At 38.4% G+C, this 19812-nt stretch carries 17 protein-coding genes and 1 riboswitch; of the genes, 12 read left to right on the top strand and 5 right to left on the bottom strand.

Annotated elements, in window-relative coordinates; all coding sequences use genetic code 11:
* The first annotated feature begins 75 nt into the window (after positions 1-75).
* The 3 genes from ppc (at position 76) to ACH6EI_RS20395 (ending at position 4906) form a co-directional block, all read left to right on the top strand.
* Complete coding sequence (gene ppc / locus ACH6EI_RS20405) at positions 76-2844, top strand: phosphoenolpyruvate carboxylase (RefSeq protein ID WP_014461481.1); 2769 nt, start codon at positions 76-78, stop codon at positions 2842-2844.
* Positions 2845-3062: 218 nt separating this feature from the next.
* On the top strand, positions 3063-3506 hold the full coding sequence (locus ACH6EI_RS20400) for a hypothetical protein (protein ID WP_014461480.1): 444 nt from the start codon (positions 3063-3065) through the stop codon (positions 3504-3506).
* Between the two features lie 392 nt (positions 3507-3898).
* The gene (locus ACH6EI_RS20395) at positions 3899-4906 is read left to right on the top strand and encodes an aromatic ring-hydroxylating dioxygenase subunit alpha (protein ID WP_042992318.1); all 1008 of its coding nucleotides are present in this window, start codon (positions 3899-3901) and stop codon (positions 4904-4906) included.
* A 30-nt stretch (positions 4907-4936) separates the two neighbouring features.
* Here ACH6EI_RS20395 and ACH6EI_RS20390 read toward each other — a convergent pair whose 3' ends face one another.
* The 3 genes from ACH6EI_RS20390 to ACH6EI_RS20380 all read right to left on the bottom strand — a co-directional run bounded on the left by ACH6EI_RS20390 (position 4937) and on the right by ACH6EI_RS20380 (position 7831).
* Positions 4937-5692 (bottom strand): ABC transporter permease, encoded by a 756-nt coding sequence (locus ACH6EI_RS20390; protein ID WP_014461477.1) that lies wholly within the window; start codon positions 5690-5692, stop codon positions 4937-4939.
* Positions 5689-6426, bottom strand: coding sequence for an ABC transporter ATP-binding protein (locus ACH6EI_RS20385; protein WP_014461476.1), 738 nt, complete (start codon positions 6424-6426; stop codon positions 5689-5691). Before ACH6EI_RS20385 ends, ACH6EI_RS20390 begins: the two co-directional genes overlap by 4 nt.
* Positions 6427-6523: 97 nt before the next feature.
* Positions 6524-7831: a homocysteine synthase gene (locus ACH6EI_RS20380; RefSeq protein ID WP_098113695.1), complete on the bottom strand. Its 1308-nt coding sequence runs from the start codon at positions 7829-7831 to the stop codon at positions 6524-6526.
* Between the two features lie 345 nt (positions 7832-8176).
* Here ACH6EI_RS20380 and yknW point away from each other — a divergent pair, with 345 nt between their 5' ends.
* From yknW to ACH6EI_RS20360, 4 genes are read left to right on the top strand one after another with little or no spacing between them, the layout of a single operon-like run.
* Positions 8177-8863, top strand: a complete 687-nt coding sequence (yknW, locus tag ACH6EI_RS20375) for a YknW family membrane protein (protein WP_014461474.1) — start codon at positions 8177-8179, stop codon at positions 8861-8863.
* Positions 8864-9994 (top strand): efflux RND transporter periplasmic adaptor subunit, encoded by a 1131-nt coding sequence (locus ACH6EI_RS20370; RefSeq protein WP_099000224.1) that lies wholly within the window; start codon positions 8864-8866, stop codon positions 9992-9994.
* Positions 9991-10680 (top strand): ABC transporter ATP-binding protein, encoded by a 690-nt coding sequence (locus ACH6EI_RS20365; RefSeq protein ID WP_014461472.1) that lies wholly within the window; start codon positions 9991-9993, stop codon positions 10678-10680. Before ACH6EI_RS20370 ends, ACH6EI_RS20365 begins: the two co-directional genes overlap by 4 nt.
* Positions 10677-11873: an ABC transporter permease gene (locus ACH6EI_RS20360; RefSeq protein WP_028412099.1), complete on the top strand. Its 1197-nt coding sequence runs from the start codon at positions 10677-10679 to the stop codon at positions 11871-11873. The genes ACH6EI_RS20365 and ACH6EI_RS20360 overlap by 4 nt, the downstream gene beginning before the upstream one ends.
* A gap of 97 nt (positions 11874-11970) precedes the next feature.
* Here ACH6EI_RS20360 and ACH6EI_RS20355 read toward each other — a convergent pair whose 3' ends face one another.
* Entirely contained in the window at positions 11971-12957 is a 987-nt protein-coding gene (locus ACH6EI_RS20355) for a S8 family peptidase (RefSeq protein ID WP_014461470.1), read from the bottom strand.
* Between the two features lie 353 nt (positions 12958-13310).
* On the opposite strand from ACH6EI_RS20355, the gene folP reads away from it, so the two are divergent.
* Together folP and ACH6EI_RS20345 are read left to right on the top strand one after the other, a co-directional pair.
* The gene (gene folP / locus ACH6EI_RS20350; protein ID WP_098113697.1) at positions 13311-14159 is read left to right on the top strand and encodes a dihydropteroate synthase; all 849 of its coding nucleotides are present in this window, start codon (positions 13311-13313) and stop codon (positions 14157-14159) included.
* Between the two features lie 284 nt (positions 14160-14443).
* Positions 14444-14638 carry a hypothetical protein gene (locus tag ACH6EI_RS20345; RefSeq protein ID WP_013055532.1) on the top strand — a complete coding sequence of 65 codons (195 nt, stop codon included), beginning with the start codon at positions 14444-14446 and terminating at the stop codon, positions 14636-14638.
* A gap of 26 nt (positions 14639-14664) precedes the next feature.
* Here the strand turns inward: ACH6EI_RS20345 and liaG are convergent, their stop codons facing one another.
* Positions 14665-15534: a LiaG family protein gene (gene liaG / locus ACH6EI_RS20340; RefSeq protein WP_098113698.1), complete on the bottom strand. Its 870-nt coding sequence runs from the start codon at positions 15532-15534 to the stop codon at positions 14665-14667.
* A 389-nt stretch (positions 15535-15923) separates the two neighbouring features.
* Positions 15924-16025, top strand: a riboswitch (purine riboswitch).
* 138 nt (positions 16026-16163) lie between these two features.
* Here liaG and ACH6EI_RS20335 point away from each other — a divergent pair.
* The 3 genes from ACH6EI_RS20335 to ACH6EI_RS20325 all read left to right on the top strand — a co-directional run bounded on the left by ACH6EI_RS20335 (position 16164) and on the right by ACH6EI_RS20325 (position 19808).
* Complete coding sequence (locus ACH6EI_RS20335; RefSeq protein WP_028412102.1) at positions 16164-17357, top strand: NupC/NupG family nucleoside CNT transporter; 1194 nt, start codon at positions 16164-16166, stop codon at positions 17355-17357.
* A 313-nt stretch (positions 17358-17670) separates the two neighbouring features.
* Complete coding sequence (locus ACH6EI_RS20330; protein WP_013055535.1) at positions 17671-19107, top strand: amino acid permease; 1437 nt, start codon at positions 17671-17673, stop codon at positions 19105-19107.
* Between the two features lie 137 nt (positions 19108-19244).
* Positions 19245-19808 carry a biotin transporter BioY gene (locus ACH6EI_RS20325; protein WP_033578115.1) on the top strand — a complete coding sequence of 188 codons (564 nt, stop codon included), beginning with the start codon at positions 19245-19247 and terminating at the stop codon, positions 19806-19808.
* Positions 19809-19812: the final 4 nt, after the last annotated feature.

Here is a 19812-nt window from a genome sequence, read left to right as displayed (position 1 = left end):
TGGTAATATGAATTTAATATAATTTTCTAAAAAGTTTAAAAAGTACAACATTTATGAAGAAAGGTGTCGAGTCTAATGGTAACAGTAGAAGCAGCAGAAAGACAAAACAGCAGCACTGCTCTGCGCCGTGATGTAAAGTTTCTCGGTCAATTGTTGGGGAAAGTTCTGGTTCACCAAGGTGGAGAAGAACTGCTCAACAAAGTAGAAAAAATACGCGAAGTGGCAAAATCACTTAGAGAAAACAAAGATGAAGCTATCTATAAAGAAATAAAAAATGAAATCGTTACTCTTGAACAGCCGATGCGCGAGCAGGTTATTCGGGCGTTTGCAGTTTATTTTCATTTAGTTAATATTGCAGAGCAAAATCATCGAATTCGTCGCAGACGCGAATATCAGCAGCAAGAAGATTCTATTATGCAGCCGGGCTCATTGGAAAGTGCCGTTGTTTCCCTTAAAAATAATGGCGTGGCACCAGACGTAATTGCTAACTTGCTTCAAACTTTATCTCTAGAGCTCATCATTACGGCTCATCCAACAGAAGCCACTAGGCGAAGTGTTCTTGATATTCATAAACGAATGGCTGAGCTTCTGAAAAACTTAGATAATCCAACGTTAACAAAACGTGAACGTACGGAAATTGAAGAAAGACTGTTTAGCGAAGTGTTGATTTTATGGCAAACAAATGAGCTGCGAGATCGCAAACCAACCGTAATGGATGAAGTATCCAATGGATTATATTATTTTGATGAAACGTTATTTGAAGTGCTTCCTCAACTTCATCAGGAATTGGAAAATTCCTTGAAGGAGAATTACCCCGAAGAAAATTGGAAGGTGCCTAATATCCTTCGATTTGGTTCATGGATTGGCGGAGACCGAGATGGAAATCCAAACGTAACTCCCAAAGTAACGTGGCAAACGCTTGTCAAACAAAGGAAGTTAGCTATTCGTAAATATAAAGAGTCGCTTACTCAATTGAGACAAAGGTTAAGTCAGTCTACAAAAAGAGTCGCAGTTTCAGATAACCTTCTTGATTCTATTAATCAAGAAATATCCCTGCTGCCTGAGAAAAAGCGATGGAGAATCAAACACGAAGTATACCGCTGCAAGCTTACGATTATGCTTCATAAATTAAATTTAGTTGGAGAGTCAGAAGCAGGTTATCAAAGGTCGGAAGAACTTCTACATGATTTATTTCTAATCAAAGATAGCTTGCAAAAGCACCAGCCTCAGGATTATCAGTTAAAAAGCTTATGCAAATTAATTCGCCAAGTTGAGCTGTTTGGTTTTCATTTAGCAACGCTTGATATCCGTAATCACAGCGGAGAACATGAAGCGGCGATCAAAGAAATTTTCCATGCTGTTTCTTTAGCTGAAGATTATTCAGCCTTAACAGAAGAGGAAAAAGTTAAGCTGCTAGGGAAGGTGCTTCAAGATCCAAGACCTGTGATATCGTTTGTAGAGAATTACTCCAAAGAAACGCAGCAAGTAATTGAAGTATTTAACATGATTCATCGAGCACATAAAGAATTTGGAGAAAGATCTATTGAAGTCTATTTAATCAGTATGACCCAGTCTGCAAGTGATTTGTTAGAAGTCATGGTACTTGCCAAAGAAGCGGGTATTTATCGCCTTCATGCAGATGGCCGCATTGAAAGTAAGTTAAATATAGCTCCGCTGCTTGAAACAATCGATGATCTCACAGCAGGCCCTAAAATTATGGAACAGCTATTTCAATTAGATTTTTATCGAGAGCACTTAAGAAAACAGCAGGATTTGCAAGAAATCATGCTTGGCTACTCAGATGGAAGCAAAGACGGAGGAACGCTTACCGCTAATTGGAAGCTCTACAAAGCGCAGCAGGAAATTCACGATATGGCGAGGAAGTATCAAGTTCGTCTGAAGTTTTTCCACGGTCGAGGCGGCTCACTAGGCCGAGGAGGTGGCCCGTTAAACCGAAGTATTTTATCTCAGCCTGTTGAGACACTAGGAGACGGCGTTAAAATTACAGAGCAAGGAGAAGTTCTTTCTTCTAGATACTCTTTATATGACATTGCTTACCGAAGTCTTGAGCAAGCGGTCTCAGCTCTTCTTACAGCGGCAGCAAATGTTTCCCAAGAAGCTGAACAATGTGATATTCGTACACATGAATGGGAAGAAACAATGGACGAGATTTCAACTGCTTCATTACGTAAATATCAAGAGCTTGTTTTCAAAGATCCAGACTTTTTAACGTATTTTAAACAAGCTACACCTCTTCCTGAGCTGGGGGCTTTAAATATCGGGTCACGTCCAATGAGTCGAAAAGGAAGTGATCGCTTTGAAGACTTACGAGCGATTCCGTGGGTATTTGCATGGACGCAAAGCAGACAGCTGCTTCCAGCCTGGTACGCTGCAGGTACGGGCTTACAGCACTTAGTAGAGAAATCCGGAGATATACAGCTTCTTCAGCAAATGTATAAAGAATGGCCATTTTTCCGCTCGACCGTTGATAATCTGCAAATGGCCTTAACAAAAGCAGATTTAATGGCAGCAAAAGAATATACGGAAATGGTACAAGACCCGGTTATTTCAGAGCGGATTTTTACCGCTATTAAAACAGAGTATAATGTTACGAAAGAAATGATTCTTCAAATCACGGGTCAAAAAGAATTAATGGATCATCTTCCTACGATTAAAGAATCTATTAAATTACGAAATCCGTATGTGGACCCTCTAACCTTCTTACAAGTTAAGGTCATTTCCAAGCTGCGTGAAGATGAGGCTGAAACGTTAAATGAAGAACTTTTAAAAGAAGCGTTATTAACGATTAACGGCATTGCAGCAGGGTTGCGTAACACAGGTTGATGATATTAAAGGACACCTCAAGAAAACAAAAGAGGTGTCTTTTTTTTTATTATTCTCACATAAAGAACTGCCTGTCAGTTCCCTCTCTTTTAAAGAGAACTTCCGCTTGTTAAATAGGCACTGAGAAAAATCAATGATAAAATAGAGAGGAAATGGTAATATTCTACAAGCAAATGCCAGTGGTGGGGTAACTAGATTGAATATGGAGGACGAGGATAATGGTAAAAAATTCGCAAATTTTCATTGAAGCTGACTCCGAGAATTCTGTATTTATTGGACTAGAATTTTGTGAGTATACACAAAAAATGAATCCTACTTGTTTGTCCAAACAGCATATAAATGTGTTTATTCATCCGGAAGAACTCACTGTGGAATTTAAGAAAACAAAAAGTGATAGAACTATCGATGATTTCCATCTGATGCATATCGTTCCGGTTCATTGCTTTAATTATTTATTATGTTCAATTTCGCAAGGTATTGTTACAGATGTTCAGCTGAAAGCGGTCGGTCATCAAGGAGAAACGTTGTTTGAAGAAAATCTTACATTGAAGTTTCATGAAAAAGCGACGGATTATGAAGAAACCCTCTCATTTTTCAAACATTTAAATCAAGAAATACAAAAACAGACGAAAAAATATACAGCCAGTTATATGAGCTCATGATAAAGGAAGCTGCGGTTTTTAAAACCGCAGCTTTTATTCGTTTAACCGAAAAAATTATGTTAGAGATGCTTACAAAGCAAGAGATTTTTCCGTGGGAAATTGATAAAGTGAAAATAAGAGAAATCAGTGGACAGAAAAGCTTTTAGCGGCTGGCCGCTCTTTATTCAATATATAAGGGTTAGGTTTTGAGATTAAAAAAATAGCGATGAATACGTATTGTCATTGTAGATGAAGTGCTAAGGTCGCTCTATCTGCAATTATGTAAAATCTTCGCGTGCTTATAGTCTGTTTTACGGAATGAAAAAGCTGCGGAATTAGAAGAACTCCTTCTATTTCTGCGGTTTTTTTTATAAACAAGAAATAAATTCACTTATCGTACGGAGGCGATGCAGATGATTAAAGATTTAGTATTGGCTAAGGAATGGCTGCCTGCAGCTTATTCACATGATTTAACGGATCAGCCCTTGCAAGTAACGATTTTAGAAGAGCGAGTTGCGCTTTTTCGCACAACTAATGCCATTAAAGCATTTAAAGATTTGTGCATCCATCGTGGTGCAGCATTATCTCTTGGAAAAGTAGTAGATGATTGCATTGTGTGCCCTTATCACGGATGGAAATACGATGAAGCCGGGGCTTGTGTGAAAATTCCTCAACAGCCGCCGGGAAGAGCTATTCCTTCAAAAGCAAAAGCACAGGTATATGATTGCGTTGAAAAGTACGGGATTATATGGGTGAAGATGAACAGCGAGGCAAGTGATACTCCTCTTCCTCAGTATGACGAATACCTTAACCCCGGATTTAAAACGGTTTGCGCCAACCCTCATACTCTGCAGGCAGCAGCTCCTCGTGTAGTAGAAAACTTTTTAGATGTAAGCCATTTGGCTTTTGTTCACGAAGGAAGCCTTGGACACTCGGACTACGCCGAAATTCCTGATTATAAGGTACATTGGAAAGATAACCGATACGTTTCTGATGAAATCGCTGTGTACGCAGATGCAGATGGTACGGGTAACTTTGCAACTATTTATTATACTTTTGAAATTCTTCGTCCTACCGTTGCAAGGTTGAAAAAAGTGAACTATGAAACGGGTGAAATCTTTTCGATGCTGTTTGCGGTTTTACCTGAAGAGGAAAGAAAGTCGACCGTGTTTGCATTGGTTTCTAGAAACTATTCGTTTGATGAACCTGATCAATATTTCCGTGATTTTCAGCAGCTTATTATTGAACAAGATACGAGCATTGTAGAAAGTCAAAAACCGGAAGAGCTGCCGCTTGACTTACAAGCAGAGCTTCATTTGAATCCGGACCGACTGAGTATTGCCTATAGAAGATGGCTCGGTGATTTAGGAGTGACCTTTGGAAGTGACATAGGAACAAGGTTAAAAAAAGCTGCTCAATAAAAAGAAGAAAGGAGACTCCTTTCTTCTTTTTTATGTATGTTCACGGATAAGCTGCTGATAGCTATTAAAAAGGGTAGGATATGTTAAGCGGCTTAAGATGACGCAGGAAAGCGTAGCAGAGGCTAGGATAGTAAAAACGATGAGCAGCTGGAATTTGACTGCTTGTATCGGATCTGCCCCTCCAATAATCTGGCCTGTCATCATGCCGGGAAGCTGAACGAGTCCAATTGTTTTTTGGCTTTCTACAGTAGGAATCATGCTAGCTTTGATTGCGGCATTTAAAATACTATGAATAGCTTGTTTAGGAGTTCCGCCAAGCGCCAGAATCAATTGAATTTCGTCTCGCCTTCTATTTACTTCAGCGTCTAACCGATTTAAAAATAAATTGGCCAAAATCATCGAATTTCCAATAATCATACCGCTGACAGGAATGACATATCGCGGAGTAGCAGGGATAATATGTAGGCCGAGCATAACGCTTTGGGTCAGGATTTCTACAATAAAAAGAGTGACAAATACACGAAAGAAAGCTTTAAACCCCTGCTTTTTTTTCTTTACAACATTTTGGGAAGCGACCGTCAGCATAAGGAATAAAATGAGAATCATAAAAGCAGGGTGATTCGCGTCAAAAATAAAAGATAAAACATATCCTATCACTAACAGCTGAACGGCTGCTCGAATACTCGCAATGATAATATCTTTTTCGAGTCCTATACGAAAAGATTTTGATAAAAAAAGAGCAATAAAAACAAAAACAATGGTGAAAATCAGTGAAAGTGAACTCATAGAAAGGCTCCTTCAATAAATTGTTTTGTTTCAGCTTTTACAGGAGCATGAAAAAAGGTCTCCGTCTTCGCTTTTTCTACAATCACTCCGTTCATTAAAAGCCAGACTTCCTCTCCTAAACGTTTGGCTTGATCTAAGTTATGAGTAACCCAAATAATCGTTTTATTCTGTTCTTTATGTAAATGAGAAATAAGCTGTTCAATTTCATGAGCAGAAGTGGCATCCAAAGCGGAAGTGATTTCGTCTAAAAGTAAAAGGTCCGATCCGTTCGACAGCGTACGGGCTAATGATAACCTCTGTCTTTGACCACCGGATAAATCTCTTGCATCCTGCTCTAACAAGTCAGGGGAAAGGCCGGTTAAGGCACAGAGTTCGTCAGGCATAATATCCTGTTTGCCATGCAGTTTTTGAACAAGCATCATATTCTCTCGTACTGTTCCATCAATAACAGGAGCCGATTGAAAAGCGATGCCCACTTTTTTTCGTAAATCAGAGATATTCCATTTGCTAATGTCTTTACCATATACTTCAATACTTCCTTCATCAGGTGCAGAAAGTAGATTGCACATGGAAAGAAGGGTGCTTTTTCCGGATCCTGATGGTCCTACCATCATGACGAGCGAGCCTTGCATCACTGTACCCGATATGCCTTTTAAAACACTATGTTCTTTATCTTTAAATGTTTTATGAACGTCTGTAAATGTAATAGCAGGTATTGAATTGAACGTGTTCATAGTAGCTCCTTTTTCATTCGTTTTGTTTATTGTAGCATAAGCGAAAGTATAAAAAGTTATTGGGCGATATAAAAAAAACTGTGAAAAATCACAGCTTTTAAACAGTTGTATTCACTTTTTGGCTGGCTTTTAAGGCATAATCTAAATCTTCAAGAAGGTCGTCGATTGCTTCTGTTCCAACCGATAGACGAATGAGTTCTGGCGTCACGCCGGAAGCTTTTTGTTCATCTTCAGATAGCTGTTGATGAGTGGTGCTTGCCGGGTGAATAATGAGTGACTTCGAGTCGCCGATATTGGCTAAATGAGAAAATAACTGAACGGAATCAATTAACTTAGCCGCAGCGTTTTTTCCTCCCCTGACACCAAAGGTTAAAATGGCTCCTTGTCCTTTAGGCAAATATTTTTGTGCCAATGAATAGGAAGGGTGAGAAGGAAGCCCCGCATAATGTACCCAGTCTACTAATTCATGCTGCTCTAAAAATTTCGCTACCTTTAATGCGTTTTCGCTGTGACGCTCTAATCGCAGATGGAGTGTTTCTACTCCTTGAAGAAGTAAAAAGGAATTAAAAGGTGATAAAGCAGCGCCAATATCTCGTAAAAGCTGAACGCGCGCTTTTGTAATATAAGCAGCTTCACCGGCGGCTTCTGTGTATACGAGGCCATGGTAACTTGGATCTGGAGTTGTTAAGTCTGGAAATTTCCCGCTTGCTTCCCAATCAAATTTTCCACTGTCTACGATAACACCGCCAATTGCTGTCCCATGCCCCCCAAGAAACTTAGTAGCAGAATGAACGACAATATCTGCTCCGAAATCGATGGGACGAAGAAGGTAAGGGCTTGGAACAGTATTATCAATAATAAGAGGAATTCCATGTTCGTGGGCAATGTCTGCAACTGCCTCGATGTCTAGCACATTTCCCTGCGGATTTCCAACGGATTCAGCATAAATTGCCTTTGTTTTGGAAGTGATTGCACTTCTAAAATTTTCTGGATTATCGGCGTTTACAAATTTTACAGTAATGCCTAGTTTAGGAAGCGTAGACGAAAAGAGGTTATATGTTCCCCCATATAAACTGCTTGCTGATACAATTTCATCTCCTGCGGAAGCGATATTCAAAATGGAAAAGGTAGTAGCTGACTGACCCGAAGCTACTCCTAGAGCACCAACTCCGCCTTCTAATTCAGCAATTCGCTGTTCAAAAACGTCCGTAGTAGGGTTTACAATTCGAGTGTAGATATAGCCTTGTTCACTTAAATTAAATAAAGAAGCAGCATGCTCCGTATCTTTAAATCCAAATGAGCTTGTTTGATAAATAGGTACGGCACGCGAAAAAGTAGCAGGATCGAGCTGTTGACCAGAATGGATGGCTTGTGTTTCAGGACGAAATGGTTTCTTAGCAGACATTGAAACTCCTCCTTAGATATAAAAACGTATAAAAAACATAGGAATAATAAACTTTAATCATAATATACGAATTCTACTGAATGATGTCAAATAATAATTAGAATATTTAGAAAATATAAATAAGATCAATACTATAATTCAGTGTCGATGTATCTCTTTAATTGTTAAAAATACCATAAAAAATATAAAATGTAAGAAAAATGTCAATATATTTGTATAATTATGTTAGAATATTAGGTGTTTGAGAGTTTTTTAGACAGAGTCGATTTTGCTAGAAGCCTTGAAAAAGTAGTGAAAGACGGGTCTTAAGAGCTACTAACAAAACAAAATAAAAGGAGTTTGATTATGAGTACAGAAGTTAACGTATCTTCCGAAGTCCAAGAGAAAGGAAAGCCTTCTATTTTTGGTTTTATTACGAGTCCGGTTGTACAGTTTGAGAAAATGAAAAGTAATCCGATCATCTGGGGACCTCTTTTACTTATCCTCATCTTAACAGCTGCAACAACGATTCTAGCCGTCTATACCCCTCAGGCACAAGAGGCGCTGCAACAGCAAAAAGAAGCTGGCATTGAAGTGAATTCAACATTTAGTATGATTGGCGGAGCAATTGGCGGAGTTATTGCAGTAGTTGCTACACTGGCATTCACAAGTTTGATTCTGTTTTTAATTGCAAAGTTAGGAACTGGAAAAACAACGTACCGCCAAATGTTTAGTTTGAATTTGTTTGTTACGTTCATCACAACAATCGGTCAGCTAATTAATACGGGAGTCGCTGCACTAGCACATACTTCAGCGAATGTGACTTCGTTAAATGGAATGGTTGGGGCTAAAGGTGCTATGGGAGGAGTATTTAATTCCATTGAAATCTTTTCTATTTGGGGACTTATTCTGACAGCAGTAGGACTACAAAAAGTGGCGAATGTATCAAAAGCTGCTTCTATTATTACAGTGATTATTTTATTCATCTTAGGAGCGGCTATTTCAGGAGTTGGAGGAGCTGCTTCAGAAGCGCTTAAAGGAGCAGGGTTGTAAATGAAAAAAGGAATAATTATTACAGCTGTAGCAGTTGTTATTGTTGCGGTTATTGGGATTAACGTATATCGTGCACAAAGTGTAAGTGGGAAAGCAATCAATGTTCACGTAGCGAATATAAAGGAAAAAAAGTTAAGAAATACAGTTATGGTTCCGGGTACGCTAAAGCTTGCTGATGAGCAATATGTCTATTTTGATGCTGAAAAAGGCGAGGTTGAACGATTTCACGTAACAGAAGGTTCTCGTGTACAGCAGGGAACCTCTCTTGTAACGTACGAAAGCGATGCGCTTGATTTAGAGCAAGAACAAAACAAGCTAGAAAAAAAATCGAGTCAGCTGCAAATTGACTCAGTAAGCAAACAGCTTTCTAATTTAAATAAAAAACAAAAAGAATTAGAAAAAGAAATGAGTAAGCAAGAAGCGAGAGATCAAATCGACACGGAGCGTACGCAGCTCAATCTCGATTTAGAAACGGCTAAAATTGATTTAGAACGAAACAAACTAGAAGCCAAATCAATTGCTAAAAAAGAACGTAATTTAGATGTAGCGAGTGATATTAATGGGACGGTGCTAGAAGTAGATAAAGAAGCGGTTAATAACACAAGTGACGTTCAAAAACCGCTTATACATATTGGTAATACCGATGAATACTTAGCTACTGGTGTGCTGTCTGAGTACGATGCATTAAAAATTAAAACCGGTCAAGCTGTCAAAATTACATCAGATGTTTTGCCTGATAAAGAATGGGCAGGTAGCGTAAAACAAATTGACTATCTACCTCAGCAGCAGGCGTCAGCAGAAGCCGGCAATGATGCGGCTAATCAATATCCAGTTGAAGTAAAAGTAGATGACCAAGATATCACGATGATTAAGCCGGGATTTAAGCTGCTGCTCGAGATTGAAACAAGCAGTAAAAAAGCTTCATCACTGCCGATAAAAGCAGTTGTAAATGAAGACGGAGAAAAATATGTGTACGTAGTGAAAGATAAAAAGGCGGTTCGTAAGGAAGTAAAGATTGGAGAAACAACAAATAAATTTATTGAAATTAAAAGCGGCGTATCTTCTAAAGACAAAGTTATTACAAATCCTTCAAAGGACTTAACTGAAGGTGCGGAAGTGACTGTTCAATGATTGAACTTGTAAATATTCATAAAAGTTATCATCTGGGCAAAGAGGAAGTGCCAATTTTAAAAGATATTAATTTGAAGATTTACGACGGTGAGTTTGTTGCGATTATGGGTCCTTCAGGCTCCGGTAAATCAACGCTAATGAACATTATCGGATGTTTAGACCGCGCTTCTTCAGGCTCCTATTTATTAAATGAACAAGAAATCTCCACTTATAGTGATGAGGAGCTGGCAAAAGTAAGAAATATTCATATTGGTTTTGTTTTTCAGCAATTTCAGCTGTTGCCGCGTTTAACAGCGGTAGAAAACGTAGAGCTTCCAATGGTATACGCCGGCGTATCTCGTAAGGAAAGACGCGCCAGAGCAGAAGCTGCGCTTGAAAAAGTAGGGCTGAGTGAGCGGATGAAACATTTACCGAGCGAGCTATCAGGAGGGCAAAAGCAGCGCGTTGCTATTGCTCGCTCTATTGTTAACAATCCGACGCTTATTTTAGCCGATGAACCCACAGGAGCCTTAGATACAAAAACGAGTGCTGATATTATGGAGCAATTTTCTAAGCTAAATGCAGATGGGACAACAGTTGTAGTTATTACTCATGAACCTGAAGTGGCAGAGTACACATCGCGTACAGTTATCGTTCGTGACGGTAAGGTATTAAGTCATAGCGACAAGGAGAACGATAGCTTATGAGTTTAATAGAAAATATTCGTATGGCTTTTTCCTCGGTTCTTGCTCATAAAATGCGCTCTATTTTGACAATGCTTGGTATTATCATTGGCGTAGGGGCGGTTATTATCGTTGTTGCTATCGGCCAAGGCGGAGAACAGATGATTAAGTCAGAAATAACAGGAGCAAGCAATACAGTTGATGTCTACTATCAGCCTCCTGAAGACGAGATGCAAGCTGATGACCTTTCCATGACGGGGGAGCCGATCTTTACAGAGGATGATATTAAAGCTCTTTCGACTATTCCCGGCGTGAAGAATGTGGTGGCTTCTAGCTCAATGGGAATGGGAATAAGATATAGAGACAAAGAATCAGATACAACTGTTAACGCAATTAATGAAGGGTATATTGAGGTTAATCAGCTTGAAGTTTCAAAAGGAAGAATGTTAGACAGCTCTGACTTTTTATCAGGTAATCGAGTAGGTGTGATCACAAGCGATATGAAAAAAGAGCTGTTTGATAAAAAGGAAGCCCTTGGACAAGTAGTATGGGTTCAAGGACAGCCTATCAAAATTATTGGTGTGACAAAAAAGCCAACGGGCTTTTTAGCATTTGAAATGCCAACTATTTATATTCCAGATAATACGTATAAATCAAGCTTCGGTAAGCTTGACTACACAAACCTTAGCGTTCAAGCAAAAAGCTCTGATCAACTGAAAAAAGTAGGCAATGACGCAACGGATTTGTTAAATAATTTGCATGATGCTGAAGATGCTTACCAAGTGCAGAACTTAGAAGAAATAGCAGATAGCATTGGAAATGTAACGCGAATTATGACAACGATTATTGGATCGATTGCAGGCATTTCCCTGCTTGTTGGCGGGATTGGCGTTATGAACATTATGCTGGTTTCTGTAACGGAACGTACAAGAGAAATTGGTATTCGTAAAGCATTAGGAGCCTCTAAAAGACAAATTTTAACTCAGTTTTTAATTGAATCTATTACGCTCACGCTTATTGGTGGTTTGCTTGGCATCGGCCTTGGCGCAGGCGGAGCGTCTCTTGTTTCGCTATTTGCCGGCTGGCCGTCATTAATTTCGTGGCAAGTAGTACTTGGAGGAGTGTTGTTTTCCATGACGATTGGCATTGTATTCGGCATGCTTCCTGCAAACAAAGCGGCGAAGCTAGATCCAATCGAAGCATTAAGATATGAATAGAGACATTCATTTGCATGTTTTTATTTCAAACTGACGAAAAGCTTTCCAATCATTTTTGAAAAAGCGGACCATTATATGATCCGCTTTTTCTTATTTGTCACTTACTAATATTGATGCGGGCTACGTTGATAATATCGTGTATTTTTTCCACTAGATTAAGCATGAGAAATCCATTTCCTTCGGAGCTTTTTCGATATCCAAGAGGAAGCGTCCTTCTTACAAGTTGAGCATAGATTTCAGCTTCAATTAAAGAACGTCCAAATTCTTTCTCACATAAATTAATTAATAGTGCTACAGCTCCTGCAACGTGGGGAGTTGCCATAGAAGTTCCTGAAAGCGTAGCGTACTTACCTTCTAAATAAGTAGAGATAATGTCAACACCAGGTGCGACCAAGTCTACTTCTTCATTAACATTGGTAAAAGGAGCTAAGTCTAGGTTGCTGTCTACGGCTCCTACTTGAATCACTTCGTTGTAACTTCCTGGGTACGAATATTCAAGTGTTTCTTCGCGGTCATCGCCTTCGTTTCCAGCTGCAACAACGACAGAAACATCTTTATTAACAGCATCTTGAACAGCTTTGTGCAGTTCTGGAACGTCTTGTGGTCCACCCAGTGACATGGAAATAACTCGCGCTCGCTCATTGTTAGGACCGCGCCATTCGACGGCGTAGTTAATAGCGTCAATAATCCATTCGTAATTTCCAGATCCTTCACCGGTAAGTACTTTTAAGCTTAAAATTTTTGCTTTGGGCGCCACCCCTACTACCCCTTCATTATTGAGCGCAGCAGCAATGGTACCCGATACGTGAGTACCATGCCCATTATTGTCTTCAAATATAGAAGAATCTCCATTATGATCGGAAGTGAAATTTCTTCCTCCGATAATACAATCTTTTAAGTCAGGATGATTTGTGTCAACACCAGTGTCGATAACTGCAATTACAATGCCTTCCCCTTGATTGCTTTGTTCCCAAATAGACGGCGCTTGAATTAAGCTTACTCCTTTAGGCGTTTCGTTTGTTGAGTCGATAATCGACTCAATTGTATAAGGAATTAATTTGACTTGTAACGGTTGTTGAGTCATAGTCATCCTCCTTGAAATGAATTCCATAAAAATGGAAGTTGCTTAATTATAAATTCCCAACTATTGCTATAAATTAAACGCTTTTTATGCGATTCCTTTCTTTTTGAATAAAAAGACTCATAAAAGATGTGAGAAGAGGAAAAAAGACCCTAAAGACAAGCCCTACAAAGATTTTTAATGTTATCTGTGTATTCGCTTTTAATGTTTATCTCACACTATAGAAGAAAGAAACTCCAAGAAAAATAACATAGAACTGGTGACTTTTGATATAATTACGAACGGTATGACATTCTCAAAATACATGATATTTATAAATATACATCAATTTGCAAATTACGAAGGGGCTGAGTATAGTGTCAACTTTAACGTCTCAATCTGTCATTAAATGCGGAAAGTATGAACTGAATTATGCGGACCGTACGCTTATTATGGGGATTTTAAACGTAAACCCGGATTCATTTTCAGATGGCGGAAAATACTACGATGTAGATAAAGCAGTTGCTCATGCTGAGGAAATGGTGAAGCACGGAGCAGACATCATTGATATCGGAGGAGAATCAACTCGTCCTGGTTATACAAGAATTAGCGATGAAGAAGAGATTAAACGGATTGTACCCGTTATTTCTGAAGTGGCTAAGCGCGTAGAGGTGCCGATTTCCGTAGATACATACAAGTCGGAAGTGGCCAAGCATGCGCTAGAAGCAGGAGCACATATTATTAACGATATATGGGGCGCAAAGGCTGATCCCAAAATGGCTCAAGTTGCAGCTGACTATAATGTTCCTATTATTTTAATGCATAATCGCCATGAGTCCAATTATACAAATCTGATTACAGATATGATAAGTGATTTAAAAGAAAGCATCTCCATTGCAAAGACTGCAGGAGTTCGAGATGATCAAATTATTTTAGATCCAGGCGTTGGTTTTGGAAAAACGGCTGCCCATAATGTAGAAGCAATTCAGCATTTAGATCAGCTGACGAATATGGGTTATCCGGTGCTGCTTGCTACTTCTCGTAAAGGATTTATTGGACAAATAGTCGATGCTCCTCCTACGGAAAGAATGGAAGGAACCGCAGCTACTGTATATGCTGGGATTGCACAAGGCGTACAAATAGTTCGGGTTCATGACGTATTAGAAATTAAGCGCTTTGTAAAGATGGCAGATGTACTGGTAGGAAAACATGTCTTTCAGTTTTAATAATCATCAAGATAACTGCATTAAAGTCATTTTAAAACCTTAAAATGTCATGTCTATTAGGTAAAGATTCCTGAGCAGTGAAGCTCGGGAATTTTTTATGTATGTAAAGTGGCGGAGGAAAATAATGTACGATTGGATGGTTGATTTTACATAATTTAGCTTTATGATAGAAAGAGAAGATATAACGCTTTCATATTCTGATTAAATCGTGCTGCTTAAAATGAAATAAATAATATCTTGGTATTCAATCTTATTCAATCACCGAAATATGGAGGAGAGAATGAATGAAATTAGCATTGCTTCTTGTCATTATTATCGGCGTTGCTGCCCTTGCAGGTACGATCAGTGCTGCAAAGAAAGTAGATGAAGATTACGGGAAATCTAAAAAGAAAAGTATAGTGAATTTATCTATTATTTACGGAGTCGTATTCATAGGATCAATTGTAGGAGTAGCATGGTATATTGCAGTGAGACCATAAATAAAACGAACACTTCCGTGTTCGTTTTATTTTGATTTTAACGTTAACTCTCCGCTTGAAACAGCTGCATCAATAGGATATTTTCCATTTCCATGCTTTCCTTTTAATACATCTTCTGTTACGGTTGCATTGCTTAACTTAAAGTCATTGTTTATATCACCGCTGCTTACTTTTCCATTCACTTTAAAACCAGCGCTTTTCGGAAGAACCAGCACGGCATCTCCAGATCCTACATCTACAGACACGGCTTCTTCTAGCTTTTTAAAATCCATATAGAGATCACCAGATCCAATGCGCGCCTGAAGTTTTCCTTGATAGTTTGTTCCTTTAATTTCCCCAGAGCCTACAGCAAATTTAGCCGTTTGGCTTTCAACATTACTCAGCTGTAAATCTCCAGAATTAACATCCGTACGAAGAGAGGTGCTCATCAAGTTTGAAATGCTTGCATTTCCAGAACCTACTTTAATCGAAACATCTTTCAGCTGAAGCGCTTGTTCAGGATGTGTAGCAATTTGAAGGTCCCCCGAACCTACGTTAAGCGCAAGGTTATGGTGATAATCTTTAGGAATGTAGATTGTTACTTTTGTGTTTGAAAAAATAGAAAGCCATTGAAAGGGACTTTTTTGATACGCGACAACTAGGGTGTCTCCATTTTGCTTTACATCTACTTTTCCTTTACCTTCTACTTTTGTTTTAATATCTTGACGATCTTGCGGAACAACAGTTGTACTAATGCTTGGAGAGTCGATTTGAATACGCTGAATATCACTTGATAATGCCGCTTCAGACTTGGACGTCTTGAATGAACTTAACGACCAGGAGGAAGGCGCAAACGCAGTAGAAAAGAGGACTGCCGTACCACCTATCACTAAAATAAAAGCCAATATTTTTTTCACGTTATAACCCGCTTTCTATCTATAATTAAATTTGTTTTCTTCTACCATAAAGTGTAAAATGAAAACCGGTTAATTTCAACGAACAGCAGGATTATTTTTTTCTACGTCTCAAGTCGTAAAAATGAAATGTTTTTTGTGAGGAGTTAAATGAAAAGCGAAGTAGAGATTTAAACATACTCATCAAAGAATTAATTTCTTTATTTCAAAAACAGGAAAATAATTGAGTTAAAAGAATGATTAAATTCACTTTTTTTGTGTGATTTTCCGATGAGTAGTTCAAAAGAAGTAATAAATAAATAGAATTTTCATACCAATTTTATTATTCCGAAAAACTTTTAAAGTGTTGATTATTAAAAAAATAAAGGGTAGAATTTGTTCATATCAATTGAATACAGCTAAGATTACGATCTTGTATATTATCAGTAATATGGTCTGATAGTCTCTACCTAGTAACCGTAAAAAACTAGACTACAAGAAAGTTTGGATATAAGCAGCAAAAAGAAGGGCGTATTATCATAGATACAGCCTTCTTTCAAAGCTCTTACTTTTCATACTTTCTGTTATTGTCAGAATTTATGAAAAGTAAGAGCTTTTTTTGTTTTTCAAATACACACCTGGGAGTGGCTTGCATGTACTTTTTATTAAATTTATTAGGCGTTTTTGTAGTAATGGGCGTCGTCTTCTTATGTTCTCCTAAAAAGAAAGAAATAAAGTGGCGTCCGATTGCTTCACTATTAGTCGTTGAAGTCCTCATTACTTGGTTTATGTTAGGAACTTCAATCGGAACATGGATCATTAATAAGATTGCTTCGTTCTTTACTTGGCTGATTTCCTGTGCCAACGATGGAATTGCCTTTGCGTTTCCATCCGTAATGGGAAATCAAACGGTTGACTTTTTCTTCAGTGCATTACTGCCTATCATCTTTGTCGTGACGTTCTTTGATATTTTATCTTACTTTGGTATTTTAACGTGGATTATTGATAAAGTAGGCTGGGTCATTTCGAAAGTTTCTCGCTTGCCTAAATTAGAAAGCTTTTTCGCTATCCAAATGATGTTCTTAGGAAATACGGAAGCATTAGCAGTTATTCGTAATCAGCTTTCTGTGTTAAAGGACAACCGTTTGCTTACGTTTGGAATTATGAGTATGAGCAGTATTAGCGGATCTATTATCGGTGCTTATTTAACGATGGTTCCCGCTACGTACGTGTTTACAGCAATTCCACTGAACTGTTTAAACGCGCTTATTTTAGTGAGCTTATTGAATCCAGTTCATGTTACAAAAGAAGAAGATATGATTTACGTACCGCCAAAGTCAGAGAAAAAAGACTTTTTCTCTACCATTTCAAACAGTATGTTAGTCGGAATGAACATGGTAATTGTTATTTTAGCGATGGTTATTGGATATGTAGCTCTTACATCTGCGCTTAACGGTATTTTAGGCGTTATTGTAGACGGCTTGACTGTACAAAAGATTTTCTCTTACATCTTTAGTCCATTTGCATTCTTACTAGGGCTAACGGGACATGATGCCATGTACGTAGCTCAGCTGATGGGTATCAAGCTAGCAACAAATGAATTCGTGGCGATGATGGATTTGAAGAAAAATCTAGATACACTTCCACCGCATACGATTGCAGTTGCTACAACATTCTTAACATCTTTTGCTAACTTCAGTACGGTGGGTATGATTTATGGTACGTATAATTCTACGTTATCAGAAGGTAAATCAACGATTATTGGAAAAAACGTATGGAAACTGCTTGTGAGCGGTATCGCTGTTTCTTTATTAAGTGCTATGATTGTTGGATTGTTTGTTTGGTAAAAAGTGAAAAAGCTGTGCTTTCGTCTTCGAAAGCACAGCTTTTTTCTTGTTGTATCATCTATTCATTTGAAGAAAAACGCTTATGAATATCAACAGTAAAAGGAAATCACACTATTCAAGAAAAATTCATTTTACTTTTGCAGAAAAACATTTTAAATCTAGTGAGCATTATGTTAAGATTACAAAAGGTTGTTTCATTTAAATTGAGAACACCGCATAAATATGTAAGTAAATATGCATAGAAAACAAAGGTTTATTAATTTTTTCTAGGTAATATCTCGTAATAAATAGGTTGAAAGGAAATGTCGTTAATATGATAGAAGGACAACAGCAAACAAATGAATTAAAAAAGACGATGAAAAGCAGACATTTGTTTATGATTTCGCTCGGCGGGGTTATCGGTACAGGTTTCTTTTTAGGAACAGGATACACGATTAGCCAAGCAGGGGCGATTGGAGCTATCCTTTCGTTTATCGTAGGTGGCTTCATTATGTACTTAACAATGCTTTGCTTAGGGGAACTTGCAGTAGCAATGCCAGTTTCTGGTTCGTTTCAGACATATACAACAAAATTTATTGGCCCTGGCGTTGGTTTTGCTTTTGGATGGTTATATTGGTTGGGCTGGGCTGTAACGGTTGCATTAGAATTTTTGTCAGCAGGTCAGCTTATGCAAAGATGGTTTCCTGATTCTCCTGTATGGATCTGGTGTGCTATATTTGCGCTTTTATTATTTTCATTAAATGCACTGTCAGCTAAAGCATTTGGTGAAGCGGAGTTTTGGTTCGCCAGCATTAAAGTGTTAGCTATTATTTTATTTATCGTACTTGGTGGAGCTGCTATGTTTGGTTTTCTTCCATTAAGCAATGGAGACAGCGCGCCGCTTTTCTCTAACTATACGGCTCACGGCGTGTTCCCTCACGGAATTAGTGCCGTGCTGATTACGATGATTACAGTTAACTTCTCATTTCAAGGTACGGAGCTTATCGGTGTAGCTGCTGGGGAAAGTGAAAACCCAGACAAGACTGTACCAAGAGCCATTAAACAAACGGTATGGAGAACGCTTGTATTTTTTGTACTAGCTGTAGCTGTCTTAGCGGGGATGATTCCGCTTGAAAAAGCAGGCGTAGTTGAAAGTCCATTTGTTGTTGTATTTGACCAAATTGGTATCCCATACGCAGCGGACATTATGAACTTTGTTATCCTAACGGCACTGTTATCTGTAGCTAACTCAGGTCTTTATGCAGCAACGCGTATGCTGTATTCATTGTCAAAAGATAACATGGCAAGTTCAGCTTTCATGAAAGTAAATAAACGCGGTGTGCCGATGAACGCCTTGCTTTTAACATTAGGCATTGCACTTTTATCTTTGCTTTCAGGATTCTTTGCTCAAGAAACAGTATTTGTATGGCTTATTTCTGCAGCGGGTTTAGGTGCACAAATTGGCTGGATTACAATCGCTGCATCACTGCTTGCATTTAGAAAAAGATATATAAATCAAGGAGGGCAAATCGAGGATTTAAAATTCAAAGTCCCTCTTTACCCGGTATTACCTTTAATCGCATTAGTATTAAATACGATTGTACTTGGAAGCATGGCATTTGATGCAGAGCAGCGAATGGCACTGTATGTCGGTATTCCACTAGCGCTGCTGTTTTATGCTTATTATCATGCACGTGTAAAAAAGAAAGTTGATTTATCTATCAGCCGTCAAGAAGTGCAGCTTAAAGACGACAAAAAGGTAATTTTATAAAAATCAAAAAGACGCAAAAGCCCAGGTTTTTGCGTCTTTTTTTATATCTTATTTGTAAACTTAAATTAAAATTAAGTTGACAAATAAAAAGAGATTATTGCAAACTTAAAGCAGCGAACAGAGAAAGGAGGGTGAACATGAAAACGAGAACAATGGCGTATGTTTCTTTATTTGCTGCTTTAACGGCGATTGGTGCATTTATAAAAATTCCTATTCCCTACATACCGTTTACTCTTCAAATTGTTCCTGTCTATTTAGCCGGGGCGCTGTTAGGACCGCGTTTAGGTTTGTATAGTCAGCTATGCTACATAGGTATCGGGTTAATCGGTGTTCCGGTTTTTGCAGAAGGAGGAGGTTTAGGGTATATCTTCAAACCAACGTTTGGCTATTTAATTGGCTATGCTGCAGGGTCATTTATGAACGGCTACCTTATTCAAAAATATGACTTAAAGAAACCTTTTTCTATCTTTTTAGCCAACTTATCTACATTGGTTATTGTGTACGTATTCGGGTGCGTTTGGCTTTACGGAGCAATGAAATGGATAATTGAAAAGCCACTTTCACTGAGTGATACACTTCTTTTTGGAGCTGTTTTGCCAATGCCTGGAGATCTTTTATTGTGCATTTTATGTTCAGTGCTGATTCACCGAATGAAGCCTCAATTTAGCCGTTTATCATCAAAGCGGGCTAAAGCGGGGTAATGAA

This window comes from Priestia sp. JSM ZJ58 (genome assembly GCF_044383985.1).
Lineage (GTDB): Bacteria > Bacillota > Bacilli > Bacillales > Bacillaceae_H > Priestia > Priestia zanthoxyli.
This window is presented reverse-complemented; position numbering and strand designations above follow the sequence as displayed.